This is a genomic window from Streptomyces sp. NBC_01431 (assembly GCF_036231355.1).
Classification (GTDB): domain Bacteria; phylum Actinomycetota; class Actinomycetes; order Streptomycetales; family Streptomycetaceae; genus Streptomyces.
This window is the reverse complement of the sequence record NZ_CP109496.1, coordinates 3,241,561-3,256,948: the sequence shown is the minus strand read 5'-3', so window position 1 is coordinate 3,256,948 and position 15,388 is coordinate 3,241,561. Positions and strand designations below refer to the sequence as shown.

At 72.7% G+C, this 15,388-nt stretch carries 14 protein-coding genes and 1 riboswitch; of the genes, 9 read left to right on the top strand and 5 right to left on the bottom strand.

The genetic code is table 11. The features are described 5' to 3' along the window. Nucleotides 1-43: 43 nt before the first annotated feature. The gene (gene pdxR, locus OG522_RS14845; protein WP_329463465.1) at nucleotides 44-1,453 is read left to right on the top strand and encodes a MocR-like pyridoxine biosynthesis transcription factor PdxR; all 1,410 of its coding nucleotides are present in this window, start codon (nucleotides 44-46) and stop codon (nucleotides 1,451-1,453) included. Between the two features lie 89 nt (nucleotides 1,454-1,542). On the opposite strand, the gene OG522_RS14840 is transcribed toward pdxR, so the two are convergent. Beyond that, on the bottom strand, nucleotides 1,543-2,394 hold the full coding sequence (locus OG522_RS14840; RefSeq protein ID WP_329467593.1) for a hypothetical protein: 852 nt from the start codon (nucleotides 2,392-2,394) through the stop codon (nucleotides 1,543-1,545). Between the two features lie 150 nt (nucleotides 2,395-2,544). On the opposite strand from OG522_RS14840, the gene OG522_RS14835 reads away from it, so the two are divergent. Both OG522_RS14835 and OG522_RS14830 read left to right on the top strand, forming a co-directional pair. Beyond that, nucleotides 2,545-2,811, top strand: coding sequence for a hypothetical protein (locus tag OG522_RS14835; RefSeq protein ID WP_329463464.1), 267 nt, complete (start codon nucleotides 2,545-2,547; stop codon nucleotides 2,809-2,811). A gap of 4 nt (nucleotides 2,812-2,815) precedes the next feature. Next, nucleotides 2,816-4,000, top strand: a complete 1,185-nt coding sequence (locus OG522_RS14830) for a glutathionylspermidine synthase family protein (RefSeq protein ID WP_329463463.1) — start codon at nucleotides 2,816-2,818, stop codon at nucleotides 3,998-4,000. On the opposite strand, the gene OG522_RS14825 is transcribed toward OG522_RS14830, so the two are convergent. After that, a complete protein-coding gene (locus tag OG522_RS14825; RefSeq protein WP_329463462.1) occupies nucleotides 3,993-4,769 on the bottom strand; it encodes an SAM-dependent methyltransferase in 777 nt (258 codons plus the stop codon). The genes OG522_RS14830 and OG522_RS14825 overlap by 8 nt on opposite strands. A 185-nt stretch (nucleotides 4,770-4,954) precedes the next feature. On the opposite strand from OG522_RS14825, the gene OG522_RS14820 reads away from it, so the two are divergent. The 3 genes from OG522_RS14820 (at nucleotide 4,955) to OG522_RS14810 (ending at nucleotide 8,171) form a co-directional block, all read left to right on the top strand. Further along, the gene (locus OG522_RS14820) at nucleotides 4,955-6,727 is read left to right on the top strand and encodes a hypothetical protein (protein WP_329463461.1); all 1,773 of its coding nucleotides are present in this window, start codon (nucleotides 4,955-4,957) and stop codon (nucleotides 6,725-6,727) included. Between the two features lie 6 nt (nucleotides 6,728-6,733). Then, nucleotides 6,734-7,105 (top strand): hypothetical protein, encoded by a 372-nt coding sequence (locus tag OG522_RS14815; protein WP_329463460.1) that lies wholly within the window; start codon nucleotides 6,734-6,736, stop codon nucleotides 7,103-7,105. Nucleotides 7,106-7,412: 307 nt separating this feature from the next. Then, nucleotides 7,413-8,171 (top strand): hypothetical protein, encoded by a 759-nt coding sequence (locus OG522_RS14810; protein ID WP_329463459.1) that lies wholly within the window; start codon nucleotides 7,413-7,415, stop codon nucleotides 8,169-8,171. Nucleotides 8,172-8,264: 93 nt separating this feature from the next. Here OG522_RS14810 and rocD read toward each other — a convergent pair whose 3' ends face one another. Then, on the bottom strand, nucleotides 8,265-9,500 hold the full coding sequence (rocD, locus tag OG522_RS14805) for an ornithine--oxo-acid transaminase (RefSeq protein ID WP_329463457.1): 1,236 nt from the start codon (nucleotides 9,498-9,500) through the stop codon (nucleotides 8,265-8,267). 90 nt (nucleotides 9,501-9,590) lie between these two features. Next, a riboswitch (ZMP/ZTP riboswitch) is annotated at nucleotides 9,591-9,681 on the top strand. Between the two features lie 29 nt (nucleotides 9,682-9,710). Between rocD and glyA the strand changes: the two genes are divergently transcribed. From glyA to OG522_RS14790, 3 genes are all read left to right on the top strand, one after another. Then, nucleotides 9,711-10,982, top strand: coding sequence for a serine hydroxymethyltransferase (gene glyA / locus OG522_RS14800; protein WP_329463456.1), 1,272 nt, complete (start codon nucleotides 9,711-9,713; stop codon nucleotides 10,980-10,982). A gap of 249 nt (nucleotides 10,983-11,231) precedes the next feature. After that, nucleotides 11,232-12,245: a tryptophan--tRNA ligase gene (trpS, locus tag OG522_RS14795; protein WP_329463455.1), complete on the top strand. Its 1,014-nt coding sequence runs from the start codon at nucleotides 11,232-11,234 to the stop codon at nucleotides 12,243-12,245. Between the two features lie 116 nt (nucleotides 12,246-12,361). Beyond that, complete coding sequence (locus OG522_RS14790; protein ID WP_329463454.1) at nucleotides 12,362-12,940, top strand: 2'-5' RNA ligase family protein; 579 nt, start codon at nucleotides 12,362-12,364, stop codon at nucleotides 12,938-12,940. A 102-nt stretch (nucleotides 12,941-13,042) separates the two neighbouring features. Here OG522_RS14790 and OG522_RS14785 read toward each other — a convergent pair whose 3' ends face one another. Beyond that, nucleotides 13,043-13,798: a decaprenylphospho-beta-D-erythro-pentofuranosid-2-ulose 2-reductase gene (locus OG522_RS14785; RefSeq protein WP_329463453.1), complete on the bottom strand. Its 756-nt coding sequence runs from the start codon at nucleotides 13,796-13,798 to the stop codon at nucleotides 13,043-13,045. A gap of 38 nt (nucleotides 13,799-13,836) precedes the next feature. Beyond that, nucleotides 13,837-15,261 carry an FAD-binding oxidoreductase gene (locus OG522_RS14780; RefSeq protein WP_329463452.1) on the bottom strand — a complete coding sequence of 475 codons (1,425 nt, stop codon included), beginning with the start codon at nucleotides 15,259-15,261 and terminating at the stop codon, nucleotides 13,837-13,839. Nucleotides 15,262-15,388: the final 127 nt, after the last annotated feature.

Sequence of the window (15,388 nt, the reverse complement as noted above, 5' to 3'; positions counted from 1 at the left end):
CCGACGGTACGGGTCGTATGGCACACGGGTATGGTCCAATTCCATGGTGAAATCCTGGGCCACTTCTCCGGAAACACTCGGTGTCGATCTGCATGTCGACGTGGGCGGGGCGGGGCTGCGCTCCGGACTCATGGACGCGCTGCGCGAAGCCGTGCGCAGCGGACGGCTCGCCCCCGGCACCCGGCTGCCCTCCTCCCGCACGCTCGCCGTCGACCTCGGCATCGCCCGCAACACGGTCGCCGACGCCTATGCCGAACTCGTCGCCGAGGGCTGGCTCACCGCCCGCCAGGGCTCCGGCACCCACGTGGCCCAGCGAGCCGTCGCCCGCCAGGACAAGCACCGCGCCCACCGCCTCCCGGCCCGCCGCAGACCCACGTACAACCTGATGGCGGGCAGCCCCGACCTCGCCTCCTTCCCGCGTGCCGAGTGGCTCAAGGCGGCCCGCCGGGCGCTCACCGACGCCCCGCACGAGGCGTTCGGGTACGGCGACCCGCGCGGTCGCGTCGAACTGCGCACGGTCCTCGCGGACTACCTGGCCCGCGCCCGCGGTGTGTACGCCTCGCCCGACCGCATCGTCGTCTGCTCCGGATTCGTGCACGGGCTGATGCTGATCGGCAAGGTGCTGCGGGCCCGCCGGGTGCGGGAGGTCGCGGTCGAGTCGTACGGCCTTGACGTGCACTGGAAGCTGCTGACCGACGCGGGGCACCGCATTCCGCCGCTCCCCTTCGACGAACTGGGTACCCGCACCGAGGAGTTGGGGTCGATGAAGGGGGTGGGTGCGGTGCTCATGACGCCCGCGCACCAGTTCCCGATCGGCCTGCCGCTGCTGCCGGACCGGCGGGCGGCCGCCGTCGACTGGGCCCGCGCCACCGGCGGGCTGATAGTGGAGGACGACTACGACGGCGAGTTCCGCTACGACCGCCAGCCGGTCGGCGCGCTCCAGGGCCTCGACCCCGAGCACGTCGTCTACATCGGCACCGCCAGCAAGTCGCTCGCACCGGGCCTGCGCATCGCGTGGATGGTGTTGCCCGAGCGCCTCGTGGGCGAGGTGGCCGAGGCGAAGGGCGGCGCGGACTGGACGGGCAGCGCGCTCGATCAGCTGACGCTCGCCGAGTTCATCGGGTCCGGCGCCTACGACCGGCATGTGCGCGGCATGCGGCTGCACTACCGCCGCCGCCGCGACCAGCTGGTGGCGGCGCTCGCCGAGCGGGCGCCCGACGTACGGGTCAGCGGGATCGCCGCCGGGCTGCACGCGCTGGTCGAACTGCCGCCCGGCACCGAGCGCTCCGTCATGCGGTCCGCCACCTGGCACGGCCTCGCCCTGGAGAGCCTCGCCCGCTTCCGCCACCCCGAACTCCCGGTGGACCGGGACGCGTTGGTGGTGGGGTACGCGACCCCGCCGGACTCGGGATGGGCGGGGGCGCTCGACGCGCTGTGCAGGGCGCTGCCGTAACGCTCCGCCGGAAGACCGGTTCGAAGCCCCGGGCGGTTGGTGGCTGGTCGCGCGGTTCCCCCCGCTCCTTCAGGGCGCTGCCGTAAGCCCTAGACGTCCCGGAGGGAGGGCTCCGGGACGGGCTCCGGGGCCTCCCCGAAGCGGGCCAGGGCCAGCGCGCCCGCCACCGCCACCGCGAAGCCGGTGACGGTCAGCCAGCCGAGGCCGTCCCGGGTGCGGTCACCCAGCCAGGTGACACCGATCAGGGCCGGGCCGATGGTCTCGCCGATGACCAGGCCCGCCGTCGCCGTGGTGACCGAACCGCGCGACAGCGCGGAGGTGAGCAGCAGGAACGCGGCGCCGCCGCCGAGCAGCAGGGCGTACAGCGCCGGATTCGTCAGGTCGAAGGGGTCGTCGATGAGGCGGACCGCCACCTCGACCACACCGAACCCGCAGCCCGCGCCGAGACCAAGGACGAGGGCCCGGCCGCGGTCGGGGAGCCTGCCGCCGACGGCTCCGGCGGCCAGCACCGCGCCCGACACCCCGAGCAGCCACCAGGGCAGCGAGGCGGGGCCCGCTTCCTTGCCCTCCGCGCCGGACGACAGCGCCAGCAGGGCCAGGCCCGCGCAGACCACCCCGACCGCCGCCCACTCCGTACCGGACAGCCTGACCTTCAGGATGCGGGCCGCGACCACCGCCGTCACCGCGAGCGAGGCGGCGAGCGCCGCGCCGACCGCGTAGATCGGCACCGAACGCAGGGCGATGATCTGGAAGACGAAGCCGAGGCCGTCGAGCGCCAGACCCGCCATATAGCGCCACTGGCGCACGGCACGCAGCAGCAGCGCCGCATCGACCCCCGAACCGGCGGCCGCCCCCGTACTCGGCTCGGCGGCGCGCGTCGCGGCGGCCTGGAGGACGGTGGCCGTACCGAAGCAGAGCGCGGCCGCAAGCGCGCAGATCATCCCAAAGAACACAGGGGGACTGTAGTCGCACCGTCAGCGGGCGGGGAAAGCCCGGGGGAGGCAGCCGGATGGCCGGGAACTAGTGTGTGGCCAAAACGCGTCCCACAACACGCTCAGCAAGGTCGGCACGGAAACGGGGGAGGTCCGCTGATGCGGAGGTTCAGGTCCACCACGGTGGTGCTCGGCGGCATGGGAGTGCTCGCCGCGACGCTCACCGCGTGCGGCGACGAGCCGGACCGGCGCTGCGTCGATCCGGTCACGCACAAGCAACTCCCGACGTACGAGTGCAAGAGCGGCGGCAGCGGCCAGTACTACTACGGCGGGTCCAACCGCGGCGGCAAGGTCTCCGGCGGTTCCTTCGACAAGTCCGGGGTCTCGCGTGGCGGGTTCGGCCACGGCGGATCCAGCGGCGGCTGAGGTCATGGAACGCCACCGCATACAACCCCGCCCCGACTGGCAGCGCACCGTCGAGGAGCAGGGCGTCATCTACCCGCTGACCCGCTACCCCGACGACTCGCTGCGGCCCTACTGGGACGAGAGCGCGTACTACTCCTTCACGCTGCCCGAGGTCGAGGCGCTGGAGGAGACCGTCGAGGAACTGCACACCATGTGCCTGGCAGCGGCGGCGCACATCGTCGAGAAGGGCCGCTTCGCCGAGCTCGGCATCATGGACGGCCGGCTCGCGGACCTGGTGGCGGAGTCATGGCGACGACGGGCCGAACTGCCGTCCCTGTACGGGCGGTTCGACCTCCGTTACGACGGAACGGGCCCGGCCAAGATGCTGGAGTACAACGCCGACACCCCGACCTCGCTGGTCGAGGCGGCGAGCGCGCAGTGGTTCTGGATGGAGGACCGGTTCCCCGGCGCCGACCAGTGGAACTCGCTGCACGAACGCCTGGTGGCGGCCTGGAAGCGGCACGCGCCGCTGTTGCCGCCCGGCCCCGTGCACTTCGCGCACTCCGACGGGGACGAGCTCGGCGAGGACCTCATGACGGTGGCGTACCTGCGGGAGACGGCCGAGCAGGCGGGGCTCGACACCGAGGCCCTCTCGGTCGAGACGATCGGGTGGGACAGCATCACCGGCCGCTTCGTGGACGACCGGCTCCGCTTCATCCGCGCCTGCTTCAAGCTGTACCCGTGGGAGTGGCTGACCTCGGACGCGTTCGGACCGCAGGTCCTGGAGACCCTCGACAACGGGGGCGGTACGGGAACGACGTGCTGGATCGAGCCGGCGTGGAAGATGCTGCTCTCCAACAAGGCGCTGCTGGCCGTGCTCTGGGAGCTGTACCCGGGACACCCGAACCTGCTGCCCGCCTACCTGGACGGGGCGCGCGACCTGGGCCTGGGGCGGGGGTACGTCGCGAAGCCGCTGCTCGGCCGCGAGGGCGCCGGGGTCACCGTGCACCCGCCGGGCTCCACCCCGCCGCTCCGGCCCGAAGAGCCGTGCTGCTACCAGGAGTTGGCGCCTCTGCCCGACTTCGACGGCAACCGGGTCGTGCTCGGGGCGTGGGTGGTCGAGAACGAGGCGGCGGGCCTGGGCATCCGGGAGTCGGCGGGGCTGATCACGGACGAGTACGCGAGGTTCGTGCCGCACGTGATCAGATGACGGGGGGCCGGGACGAGGGCGCGGCGCCCGCCCTCAACTCCAGCGTCACGAACCCCAGCACCCCCCGATACCCCCGCACGTACCCCGTCCGGTGCTCATCGGCCACCTTCAACGCCTCGGCCGCGTCGGGGTGTTCGGGGTGGTCCAGGGCCCAGGACGCGAGGGAGCCGGTCCAGGAGAACTCGTAGGCGTCCCACTCCTCCTGCGAGCTCACATGGGCGTTCACCGGGACCCAGCCCGCCCCCGTCACCTGGTCGAACGTGCCCGCAAGGTCCGGGTACTCGTCGGGGGCGAAGCCCGCCTCGCGCATGGTCTCGTTGACCTCGCCGTCGAAGAACCCCTCGCCCACCAGCACACTGCCGCCCGGCGCGAGATGGCGCCGGGCCGCCTCCAAGGTGGGCAGCAGGCCGCCGAAGGCGTGAGTGGCGCCTATGCACAGCACTACGTCGTACGGGTCCGCCCGCGGCGGGGCGAACTCCCGGGCGTCGACGGTGTGCAGCCGCACCCGGTTCGCGACACCGGCCGCGTCGATCGCCGTGCGGGCCTTCGCCAGCGCCCTCTCGTTGATGTCGACCCCGTCGGCGCGCAGAGCGGGCCGCCCGTCGAGTGCCCGCACCAGCCATTCCGCCTCCGCGCAGCCGAGGTCGAGCAGCCTGCCGTCGCCGCGCGGCAGGGCGCGTTCGAGGATTTGCCGTACCGACTCGTCACCGAGCGGTCCGGCGATCGGGTGGCCGGTGTGGGCGATCGTGCTGATCAAGTCGCGTTCCATGCCCGCATCGTGCCGCCGTGCACGCGATGGCGCGAGGCAATTACCGTGCCGGTGGGTGATCGCGGGGGTGCGCAGGGTGCGGGCGCCGCTACCATGGCCTGCCTGGCAACGGGCCTGCCGCCGAACTCCTTTCTCGTACGGAAGAGTTGGGGCGCGCCGGTTCACACCTCGGGGAGAGCAGGAACATGACGCAGGCCCATGTGCCGCAGCAGGCACAGTCGACGGCCGAGTCGCCCGGCGGGCTGCCGCCGGTGCACCCGGCGCTGAGCGAGGCGACCCGGCTGATGGCCGCGGGCGCCTACCTGGACGAGGAGTACCGCGACGCCGTCATCGACGAGCTGTACGTCCACGAGGAGCGCATCGTCGCCCCCTCGCTCGGCTTCGACGCGGCGCGGGTGCTCGCGCACGCCCTGCGCGCCCGCAACCTGGAGATCGCCTGGTCGCTCGGCATCCTCGTGCTCTGGGTGCTCAGCGTCGTCGTCACGCACTACGCCTTCCTGGTCATCCTGGTGCCCTGCCTGCTGCTCGGCGCGGCCCGGCTCATCCGCGGCACCGCCAGACCCGCGTCCTGGTACCGCACCGTCCCCGCCTTCATGCTGCGCTGGTGGGCGCGGCTGATGCTCGCCCTGTTCGTCATCGCGGTGGTGGTCTCGCTGTTCGGCGGCTACAGCTCCTCCTCGCACAACTACTCGTCCGGCTACGGGAGTTACGGGGACGGGTCCGGCTTCGGCGACTCCTACGGGCGCCCTGGGCCGGTCCCGCAGGTTCTCGGCGGCCCGGCCGCTCTGGTCGGCAGCGGTGCCATCGACCTCGCGAACCAGGGCTTCAGTCCGGGCCTCGGCTGGGGGATCCTCGCCTGCTTCGCCGTGCTCGCGCTCTGCGTCGGTGTGCAGCGTGCCCAGTTCGCCCGGATCATGGCTGGCGAGCTCTCGCCCGAGGGCTTCAAGGACTTCGCCGCCGATCCCGCGCAGGCCACCACCAACGGGCGGTTCCACCGGCTGGCCGCCATGATCCGCGCCGAGCAGCACGCCCGGCTCGCGGTCTACCGCGCGCACGCGCCCTTCCGCGGCGCGGGCGACGCCTTCGACCCCTGGTCGGTCTCCATCCAGCTGCGCCCCCGCAAGTCCCTCGGCGACCAGGCCCCGGCCCGGGTCGGCAACGCCGAGATCCTGCGCATGGTCGAGCCCCTCATCGCCCGACTCCGCGTCCCCGCACCGACGGCGGTGGCCCAGGGCGCCGACGTACGCGACCGGTTGCGGCAGCTGGAGATGACCGAGTACGTCTTCCTTCCGGTCGACGGCCTCCCCTCGCGCGCGCACGCCCCCTACCGCGACGGCGACTTCGAGGAGCACCGCGCCGCCGCCCTGGAGGAGGGCGGCGAGGCCCGCAGGCACTTCCTGCGGATCCGGGTCGGCGGTTGGGAGGAACACCTCGTCACCACCGTGTTCGTACGGGTCCACACGCAGGGCGGCATGCTGGTCCTCGAACTCGCGCCGCACGTGCTGCCCCCGCTGCGCGAGGACTTCTTCCGCGCCGACCGGGCCGCCCACGACTTCCGCTGCCGCAACCCGCTGGGCAAGGCGGCCTGGGCGCTCCTGCGCACCCCGGCCTCCGCGCTGCGCTGCCTGGTCGTGCTCGGCCGGGCGGCCGGCTCCACCTGGCACCGCCTGACCGGCGGTTTCGGGCAGGCGCTGCCCGACGGCCCGGCCCGCTCCGTGCGCGAGCTGGCAGCGGCACCCGGGACCTCGCTGTTCCAGGCGATGGACTACCAGCGCTACGTGAAGTCCATCGAGGACCGGGTGACCAGCGGGGTGCGCAATGTCCTGTACGAAGCCGGGTACGACACCGGGCAGTTCGAGCAGAAGATCGTCAACGTCGCCCAGGGCGGTGTCATGATCGAGAACGCGCGCGGGGCGATCAGCGTCGGCGACAACAACATCGTCAAGAACGAGGGGTGAGATGACATGTCCGACGGCGACAGCACGCAGCGGTCCGTGCACATCAGCGGGGTGACCGGGTCCGTCTCGGTCGGCGACAACAACGACGTACGCAGCACGTACCGCGCCGGTGGTGGCGACGAGGAGGCGCAGCGCCAACTCCTGGACGCCATCGTGGAGTTCCGGGCCGGGCTCGCCCAGCTGGTGGTCAACGACCAGACCCGCACCCTGGACGCCGAACTGGCTGACACCGAGGGCGAGATCCGCACCGCCGGGCGTGCGACCCCCACCCGCCTCGCCCGGCTCGGCGAGCTCCTCTCCAACGCCACCGCCATCACGGGCCTGCTCGCCTCGGGAGGGACGCTGGTCCAGCAGGTCCGCGAGGTGACCGGACTGTGAGCGAGCGATGAGCCCGGACCGGGGTGAGGTCCGCTGGAACGCGGCGACGCAGAAGTGGGAGCGGGTGCGGGGGTCGGACGCGGCATCCCCGCCGCCCGCGCAGCCCCCCGCCCCCCAGACGCCTCCGCCGCCTCCGCCGCCCTCTGCGCCTCACCAGCCGGAGGCGGGTCCCCCGTCCCCGGCGGCTCCCGCGCCCCCTGCGCCTCACCAGCCCCAGACGGCTCCCGTGCCAGAGGCGGCTCCGGCACCCCGGAGGGATCTCGCGTCCCCGACGCCCCCCGGGTCCGGGCCGGACGAGGCGTACCCGGTGGCCGGGCCGGACGGGGCGCCCTCGTGGGACGGTTCGTACCCGGCGCCCGTCGAGCCGTCCGGGGTGCGCCCGCGACGGCGGGTGCCCCTCGCCGTCGTCGTCGCGATGGTCGTCGTGGCCGCGGCCGGGGCGGGCGGCGGCTGGTTCCTGGCCCGCGGCGGGCCGGAGCACCCGAAGGTCGTGGCGAGCTCGCCCGGCCCGGGGTCGCCGTCGGTCACCCCCGACCGGAGCGACGACGGCAAGGCAAGTCCCTCGGCCTCGCCGTCGGCGGGGGCGACCGTGCCCGCCGGGTTCCAGCTCACCCGGGATCCAAGGGGGTTCACCCTCAACGTGCCGCAGGGCTGGACCCGCCAGGACCAGGGCGCCAAGGGGGTCTTCTACAACTCCGCGGACGGCGCCCGGCTGATCCAGGTGTACCCGGTCGCCGAGGCGGGTCTCAGCCCCTACGACGCGCTGAAGCAGACCTCGGGAGAGCTGGCGAAGAACCCCGGGTACCAGGAGATCAGCCTCGGCAACGACGCGACCGTGCCGGGCGGCGCAACGCAGGCCGCGCGGCTCGTCTACGCGTACGACAACCAGCAGCTCGGCCACCGGCGTCAGGTGGTCGACTACGCCTTCCTGACGCCCGGCGGCGAGCACTACGCGGTACTGTCCGCGGCTCCGGCCACGGCGTGGCCGGAGCAGGAGAACACGTTGAAGACGGTGCTCAGCGCCTTCTGCGCAGGCTCCAACTGCCCGGCCGTTCCGGCGAGTTGAGGCAGGCCGGGCGCGCCGTGCGTCTCGTCGACCGCCGGTCGGCGCAGCCGCACGACGTCACAGCTGAGCGCCTGTGCGCCGCGCTGGAACCGCTCAGTGTTCCGCGAGGACCGCGCGCAGCTGGTCGAGTCCCCAGTCCAGGTCCTCCTTGCTGATGACCAGCGGCGGCGCGATGCGGATCGTGGACCCGTGGGTGTCCTTGACCAGGACCCCGCGGTCCATCAGCTTCTCGGAGATCTGCCGCCCGGTCCCGTGCGACGGATTGATGTCCACGCCCGCCCACAGCCCGCGGCCGCGGACCGTCTCGACCGCGCCGGTGCCGGCCAGCAGGCCGAGCTCGTGGTGCAGGTGATCGCCCAGCTCGGTGGCCCGCTGCTGGTACTCGCCGGTCCGCAGCATCGCGATGACCTCAAGGGCCACCGCGCACGCCAGGGGGTTCCCGCCGAACGTCGAGCCGTGCTCGCCCGGCCCGAACACCCCGAGCACGTCCGCCGAGGCGACGACCGCCGACACCGGGACCACCCCGCCGCCCAGCGCCTTGCCCAGGATGTACACGTCCGGCACGACGTCCTCGTGCTCACAGGCGAAGGTCTTCCCGGTGCGGCCCAGGCCGGACTGGATCTCGTCGGCCATGAACAGCACGTTCCGCTCGCGGGTCAACTCCCGTACGCCCGCGAGATATCCGGGCGGCGGCACGAGCACGCCCGCCTCGCCCTGAATGGGTTCGAGCAGCACGGCCACGGTGTTCTCGGTGACCGCCGCCCGCATCGCGGTGAGGTCGCCGTACGGGACGATCTCGAAGCCCGGCGTGTAGGGGCCGTAGTCCGCGCGGGCCTCCGGGTCGGTCGAGAAGCTGACGATCGTGGTCGTACGGCCGTGGAAGTTGTCCCGGGCGACCACGATCTTGGCCGTGCCGTCCTTCACGCCCTTGACCTTGTAGCCCCACTTGCGGGCGGTTTTCACGGCGGTCTCCACCGCCTCCGCCCCGGTGTTCATCGGCAGCACCATGTCCTTGCCGCACAACGCGGCGAGCTCCGTACAGAACTGCGCGAAGCGGTCGTGGTGGAAGGCCCGCGACGTCAGCGTCACTCTCTCCAGCTGAGCCTTCGCCGCCTCGATGAGACGCCGGTTGCCGTGGCCGAAATTGAGTGCCGAGTAGCCGGCCAGCATGTCGAGGTAGCGGCGGCCCTCGACATCCGTCATCCAGGCGCCCTCGGCGGAGGCGACGACGACGGGCAGCGGGTGGTAGTTGTGCGCACTGTGTGCCTCGGCGGAACGGATGGCGTCTTCGGTCGCGGCGTGTGTCGACACGGGTTCTCCGATCGTCATGCGGCATGGGGCGTTGATGGTGCCCTTTTCTATCGTCGCTCGTCTGCCGGACGAGGAAACCTTCCCGTCGACGTGGCCGGTAGGGTGTTCGGTACGTACGGCGACTGGCGAACGGGGAAGCGACCCCGGGGGAGCCGTGCGCGGCCTGTAGCACGAGGTGCCGCCCGCCTGGGCACCCCGGGAATCTGTCAACGGACCCCGGAGGACGCCATGAGCCTGCCGCTTTCCCATCCCGCCCTGCTCGCCGCCGACCCGGAGCTGGCCGCGCTCGTCGCCGCCGAGGAACAGCTCCAGTCGGACACCCTGCGCCTGATCCCCAGCGAGAACTACGTCTCGACGGCGGTGCTCCAGGCCTCGGGGACGGTCCTGCAGAACAAGTACAGCGAGGGCTACGCGGGCCGCCGCTACTACGAGGGCCAGCAGAACATCGACAAGGTCGAGACGCTGGCCGTCGAGCGGGCCAAGGCGCTGTTCGGCGTCGAGCACGCCAACGTCCAGCCGTACTCGGGCTCGCCCGCCAACCTCGCCGTGTACCTCGCGTTCGCCGAGCCCGGCGACACGGTGATGGGCATGGCGCTGCCGATGGGCGGCCACCTCACGCACGGCTGGGGCGTCTCGGCGACGGGCAAGTGGTTCCGGGGCGTGCAGTACGGCGTGCGCGCCGACACCGGCCTGATCGACTTCGACGAGGTACGCGAACTCGCCCTCAAGGAACGCCCCAAGCTGATCTTCTGCGGTGGTACGGCGCTGCCCCGCACCATCGACTTCGCCGCGTTCGCGGAGATCGCGCGGGAGGCGGGCTCGGTGCTCGTCGCCGACGTCGCGCACATCGCGGGCCTGATCGCGGGCGGCGCGCACCCCTCGCCCGTGCCCCACGCGGACGTCATCTCCACCACCACCCACAAGACCCTGCGGGGTCCGCGCGGGGCGATGCTGATGTCGCGCGAGGAGCACGCGAAGGCCATCGACAAGGCGGTCTTCCCCGGGCTCCAGGGCGGCCCGCACAACCAGACCACGGCGGCGATCGCGGTCGCGCTGCACGAGGCGGCGCAGCCGGCGTTCTGCGCGTACGCGCACCAGGTGGTCGCCAACGCGAAGGCGCTGGCCGAGGCGCTCCTGGCCCGGGGCTTCGACCTCGTGTCCGGCGGCACCGACAACCACCTGATCCTGATGGACCTCACGCCCAAGGACGTGCCCGGCAAGGTCGCGGCCAAGGCGCTCGACCGGGCGGGGATCGTCGTCAACTACAACACGGTGCCGTACGACCCCCGAAAGCCCTTCGACCCGTCCGGCATCCGCATCGGTACGCCGTCCCTGACCTCCCGGGGCCTGGGCGTCGAGCACATGCCGGCGGTCGCCGAGTGGATCGACCGGGGCGTCGCGGCGGGGCGCGCCGGGGACGAGGCGGCGCTCTCGTCGATCCGGGCCGAGGTGGCGGAGCTGCTCACCGCCTACCCCGCGCCGGGCCTGCCCTTGGACTGATCCCCACCCTGCCCCTTCCCTGCTGTTGAGGATGCCTGCACGGGCACCGTGCCAGGAGCAACCCTGACAGGGGCGCGGGGAACTGCGCGAGCAGCCACGCACGGTCCGCGGTCGTACTCGTATCCAGCCTCCCGGCGTTTGAGGGGCGGGGGCTCGGGGGCGGAGCCACCGCGGGGGTGGGTCGCCTGTGGGGCCGGTCACAACGGCGGGGTTTCCGGGTGGGCACGCGCACCTGAGAGAATGCTGAGCATGGCCTCCACTCGCCCCCGCGTGCTCTCCGGAATCCAGCCCACCGCAGGCTCGTTCCACCTCGGCAACTACCTCGGCGCGGTCCGTCAGTGGGTCGCGCTGCAGGAGTCCCACGACGCGTTCTACATGGTTGTGGACCTCCACGCGATCACCGTCCCGCAGGACCCGGCCGAGCTGCGCGCCAACACCCGGCTCGCCGTCGCCCAGCTGCTCGCCGCCGGTCTCGACCCCGAACGCTGCACGCTGTTCGTCCAGAGCCACGTCCCCGAGCACACCCAGCTCGCCTGGATCATGAACTGCCTCACCGGCTTCGGCGAGGCCAGCCGCATGACCCAGTTCAAGGACAAGTCGGCCAAGCAGGGCGCGGGCAACGCCACCGTCGGCCTCTTCACGTACCCGGTCCTCCAGGTCGCCGACATCCTGCTCTACCAGGCCCACGAGGTCCCGGTCGGCGAGGACCAGCGCCAGCACGTCGAGCTGACCCGCGACCTCGCCGAGCGCTTCAACGGCCGCTTCGGGGAGACCTTCACCGTCCCGGCGCCGTACATCCTGAAGGAAACGGCGAAGATCTACGACCTCCAGGACCCGCTGATCAAGATGAGCAAGTCGGCATCGACGCCGAAGGGCCTCATCAACCTCCTGGACGAGCCGAAGACGACGGCGAAGAAGGTCAAGAGCGCGATCACCGACACGGACACGGTGATCAAGTACGACGCCGAGAACAAGCCCGGCGTCTCGAACCTGCTCACCATCTACTCCACGCTCACCGGCAAGACGATCGCCGCCCTTGAGGCCGAGTACGAGGGCAAGATGTACGGCGCGCTCAAGACCGACCTCGCCGAGGTGATGGTGGAGTTCGTCACGCCGTTCCGGACCCGTACGCAGGAATACCTGGACGACTCCGAGACGCTGGACTCGCTGCTCGCCAAGGGTGCCGAGAAGGCCCGCGCGGTCGCCGCCGAGACGCTGGCGTCGGCGTACGACAAGGTCGGCTTCCTGCCCGCCAAGCACTGAGCCCGGCGGGTGGCCGGTGCCTGGCCCTGGGCACTGGCCAGACGGCGGTGCGGCCGTCACACTGCACACTGACGTACCCGGAACCGATGTGTCCGGACATGACTGAGGAGAACGACGTGGGGACCGTAACGCTCGGCGTTTCGATCGCGGTCCCGGAGCCGTACGGCAGCCTGCTCCAGGAGCGGCGCGCGGGCTTCGGGGACCCTGCCGCGCACGGCATCCCCACGCACATCACCCTGCTGCCGCCGCACGAGGTCGAGGCGGAGCGCCTGCCGGAGATCGAGGCGCACCTCGCGTCGGTCGCGGCGGCCGGCCGCGCGTTCCCGATGCGTCTCGCGGGCACGGGGACCTTCCGTCCGCTGTCCCCGGTCGTCTTCGTCAAGGTGGTGGACGGCGCGGGCGACTGCGCGCGGCTCCAGCAGTGGGTACGGGACGAGGCGGGACCGCTGGTGCGCGAGCTCCGGTTCCCGTACCACCCCCATGTGACGGTGGCGCACGGGATCTCCGAGGAGGGGATGGACCGGGCGTACGAGGCCCTGGCGGGGTTCTCGGCCTCCTGGACGTGCGGTGGCTTCGCCCTCTACGAGCAGGGCGCGGACGGGGTGTGGCGCAAGCTGCACGAGTACCCCTTCGGGCGGGGAGCGCGCGGAGTCCCGGCCCAGGCCACGTCCCTGGACCAGCCCTCCCTGCGCTAGGCCCCTGCGGCTCGCCCCGGCCCCCGGCCGCCTTTCGGCCGCGGACCGTGCGTGGTTGTTCCCCGCGCTCCTGGCGGCACCGGCATTTCGGGAAGGCCGTCCTCACACCGGCAGCCGCCGGAACACCCCCCGCGGCGCGTGCCGCAGTGCCGACATCACCACCCGCAGCGCCCCCGGCACCCACACCACCTCCGCCCGGCGCCGCAGGCCCGACTCGATGGCCAGGGCCACCGCTTCGGGGGTGGTGGCGAGGGGGGCCTCGGTCAGCCCCGCCGTCATCTTCGTCCGGACGAATCCGGGACGTACGACCATGACGTGCACCCCCGTGCCGTGCAGCGCGTCCCCCAGGCCCTGCGCGAACGCGTCGAGCCCCGCCTTGCTCGACCCGTAGATGAAGTTGGCGCGACGGGCCCGCTCGCCGGCCACCGAGGAGAGCACCACCAGCGAGCCGTGGCCCTGCGCCTGGAGGGCCTTCGCGCAGATGAGGCCCGCCGAGACCGCACCGGTGTAGTTGGTCTGCGCGACCCGCACCGCCGCGAGCGGTTCGCCCTCGTCGCGGGTCTGCTCGCCGAGCACCCCGAACGCGACCAGCACCATGTCGATGTCGCCCTCGGCGAACACCTTGCCGAGCGCGTCCTCGTGGGACGCGGGGTCGAGCGCGTCGAAGGCGAGCGTGTGGACGTCCGGGCCCAGTTCGCGCAGCCCGGCCGCGGCCGCCTCCAGGGCGGGGGAGGGCCGCCCCGCGAGCCACACCGTGCGGGTGCGGCGGGCCACGAGGCGGCGGGCGGTGGCGAGGCCGATCTCGGACGTGCCGCCGAGCACGAGCAGGGACTGCGGGGTGCCGAACGCGTCCTTCATCAAGGGGCTCCTTCTCGGTGGTCGGTGGTGGAGGTCGATCACAGGGCCAGGCGGCGGGCGAGGTCGGATACGAAGACTCCGGTGGGGTCCAACTCGGCGCGCAGGGAACGGAATTGGGGCAGCTTCGGGTACATGCGCTCCATCAGTTCACCCCGCATCCGCGCGTCCTTCGCCAGGTAGACGCGGCCGCCCGCGGCCGCCACCTCCTCGTCGAGTCCGTCGAGGAAGGCGCCGAGCCCCGGCAGGTTCGCGGGGATGTCGAGGGCCAGCGTCCAGCCCGGCAGCGGAAAGGACAGCCAGCCGGGGTCGCTCTCGCCGAAGCGCTTCAGCACGGCCAGGAAGGACGGGCAGCCGCGCCGGGAGATCCGCCGCACGATGGTGCGCAGCGTGTCCTCCTGCCCGTACCCGACGACGAACTGGTACTGGACGAAGCCGCCGCGGCCGTAGACGCGGTTCCAGTGCGGCACCCCGTCCAGCGGGTGGAAGAACGCCGGGATCCGCTGGAGCTCGCCCGTGCGGCGCCTGGGCGCCTTGCGGTACCAGAGCTCGTTGAACGCCGATACGGAGGCCCGGCCGAGCAGTCCCTCCGGCAGGAAGGCGGGGGCGGCCGGGAGCCGGCCGGGGCGGAAGGCGAGCGGGCTGCGGCGGGCGCGGGGCGGCAGCGCGTCCAGCGGCGCGTGCTCGCCGCGGGTCAGCACCGCCCGCCCGGTCCGGGCGCCCCGCGCGAGGAGGTCGATCCACGCCACCGAGTAGCGGTAGCGGTGGTCGGTGGCGGTCAGCCGCGCCATCAAGTCGTCCAGATCCGCGGCCCGTTCGGTGTCGACCGACATCAACGAGGTCGCGACGGGCAGGAGTTGGACGGTGGCGCGCAGGATGACGCCCGTCAGGCCCATGCCGCCCGCGGTCGCCTCGAACAGCTCGCTGCCCGGCGTGAGGGTGCGTACCGTGCCGTCCGCGGTGAGCAGTTCCAGTTCGCGCACATGGCGCGCGAAGGACCCCGAGACGTGGTGGTTCTTGCCGTGGATGTCGGCGCCGATGGCCCCGCCGACGGTGACGTACCGGGTGCCGGGCGTCACGGGTACGAACCAGCCGAGCGGCAGCAGCACCTCCATCAGCCGGTGCAGGCTGACGCCCGCGTCGCAGGTGACCACGCCGGCCTCGGCGTCGATGGTGCGGATGCGGTCGAGGCCGGTCATGTCGAGGACCGCGCCGCCCGCGTTCTGCGCGGCGTCGCCGTACGCCCGGCCGAGGCCGCGGGCGATGGTGCCGCGCGCCCCGCACGCCCGCACCGCGGCCGCCGCCTCCTCGTAGCTGCGCGGGCGCAACACCCGGGCGGCGGTGGGGGCGGTGCGCCCCCAGCCGGTCACGGGGGTGGGAGCGACGGGCGCGGGCGCCGGTACCGGGCCGGGTACGGATGCCGGGCCGGGCTCGGGTGCGGCGGGGGTCTCGGTGTCGGCGGACATGAATGCGACGGTATCGCCTAACTTGCCCTCTTTGTCGTAATCACCCGCCCGGCCTCTCCTGTCGGCGCCGGGCGAGGGTGCCGGGTGTCGGTCCGGGGGTCGGTCCCGGGTGCCGGTCCCGGAAGCG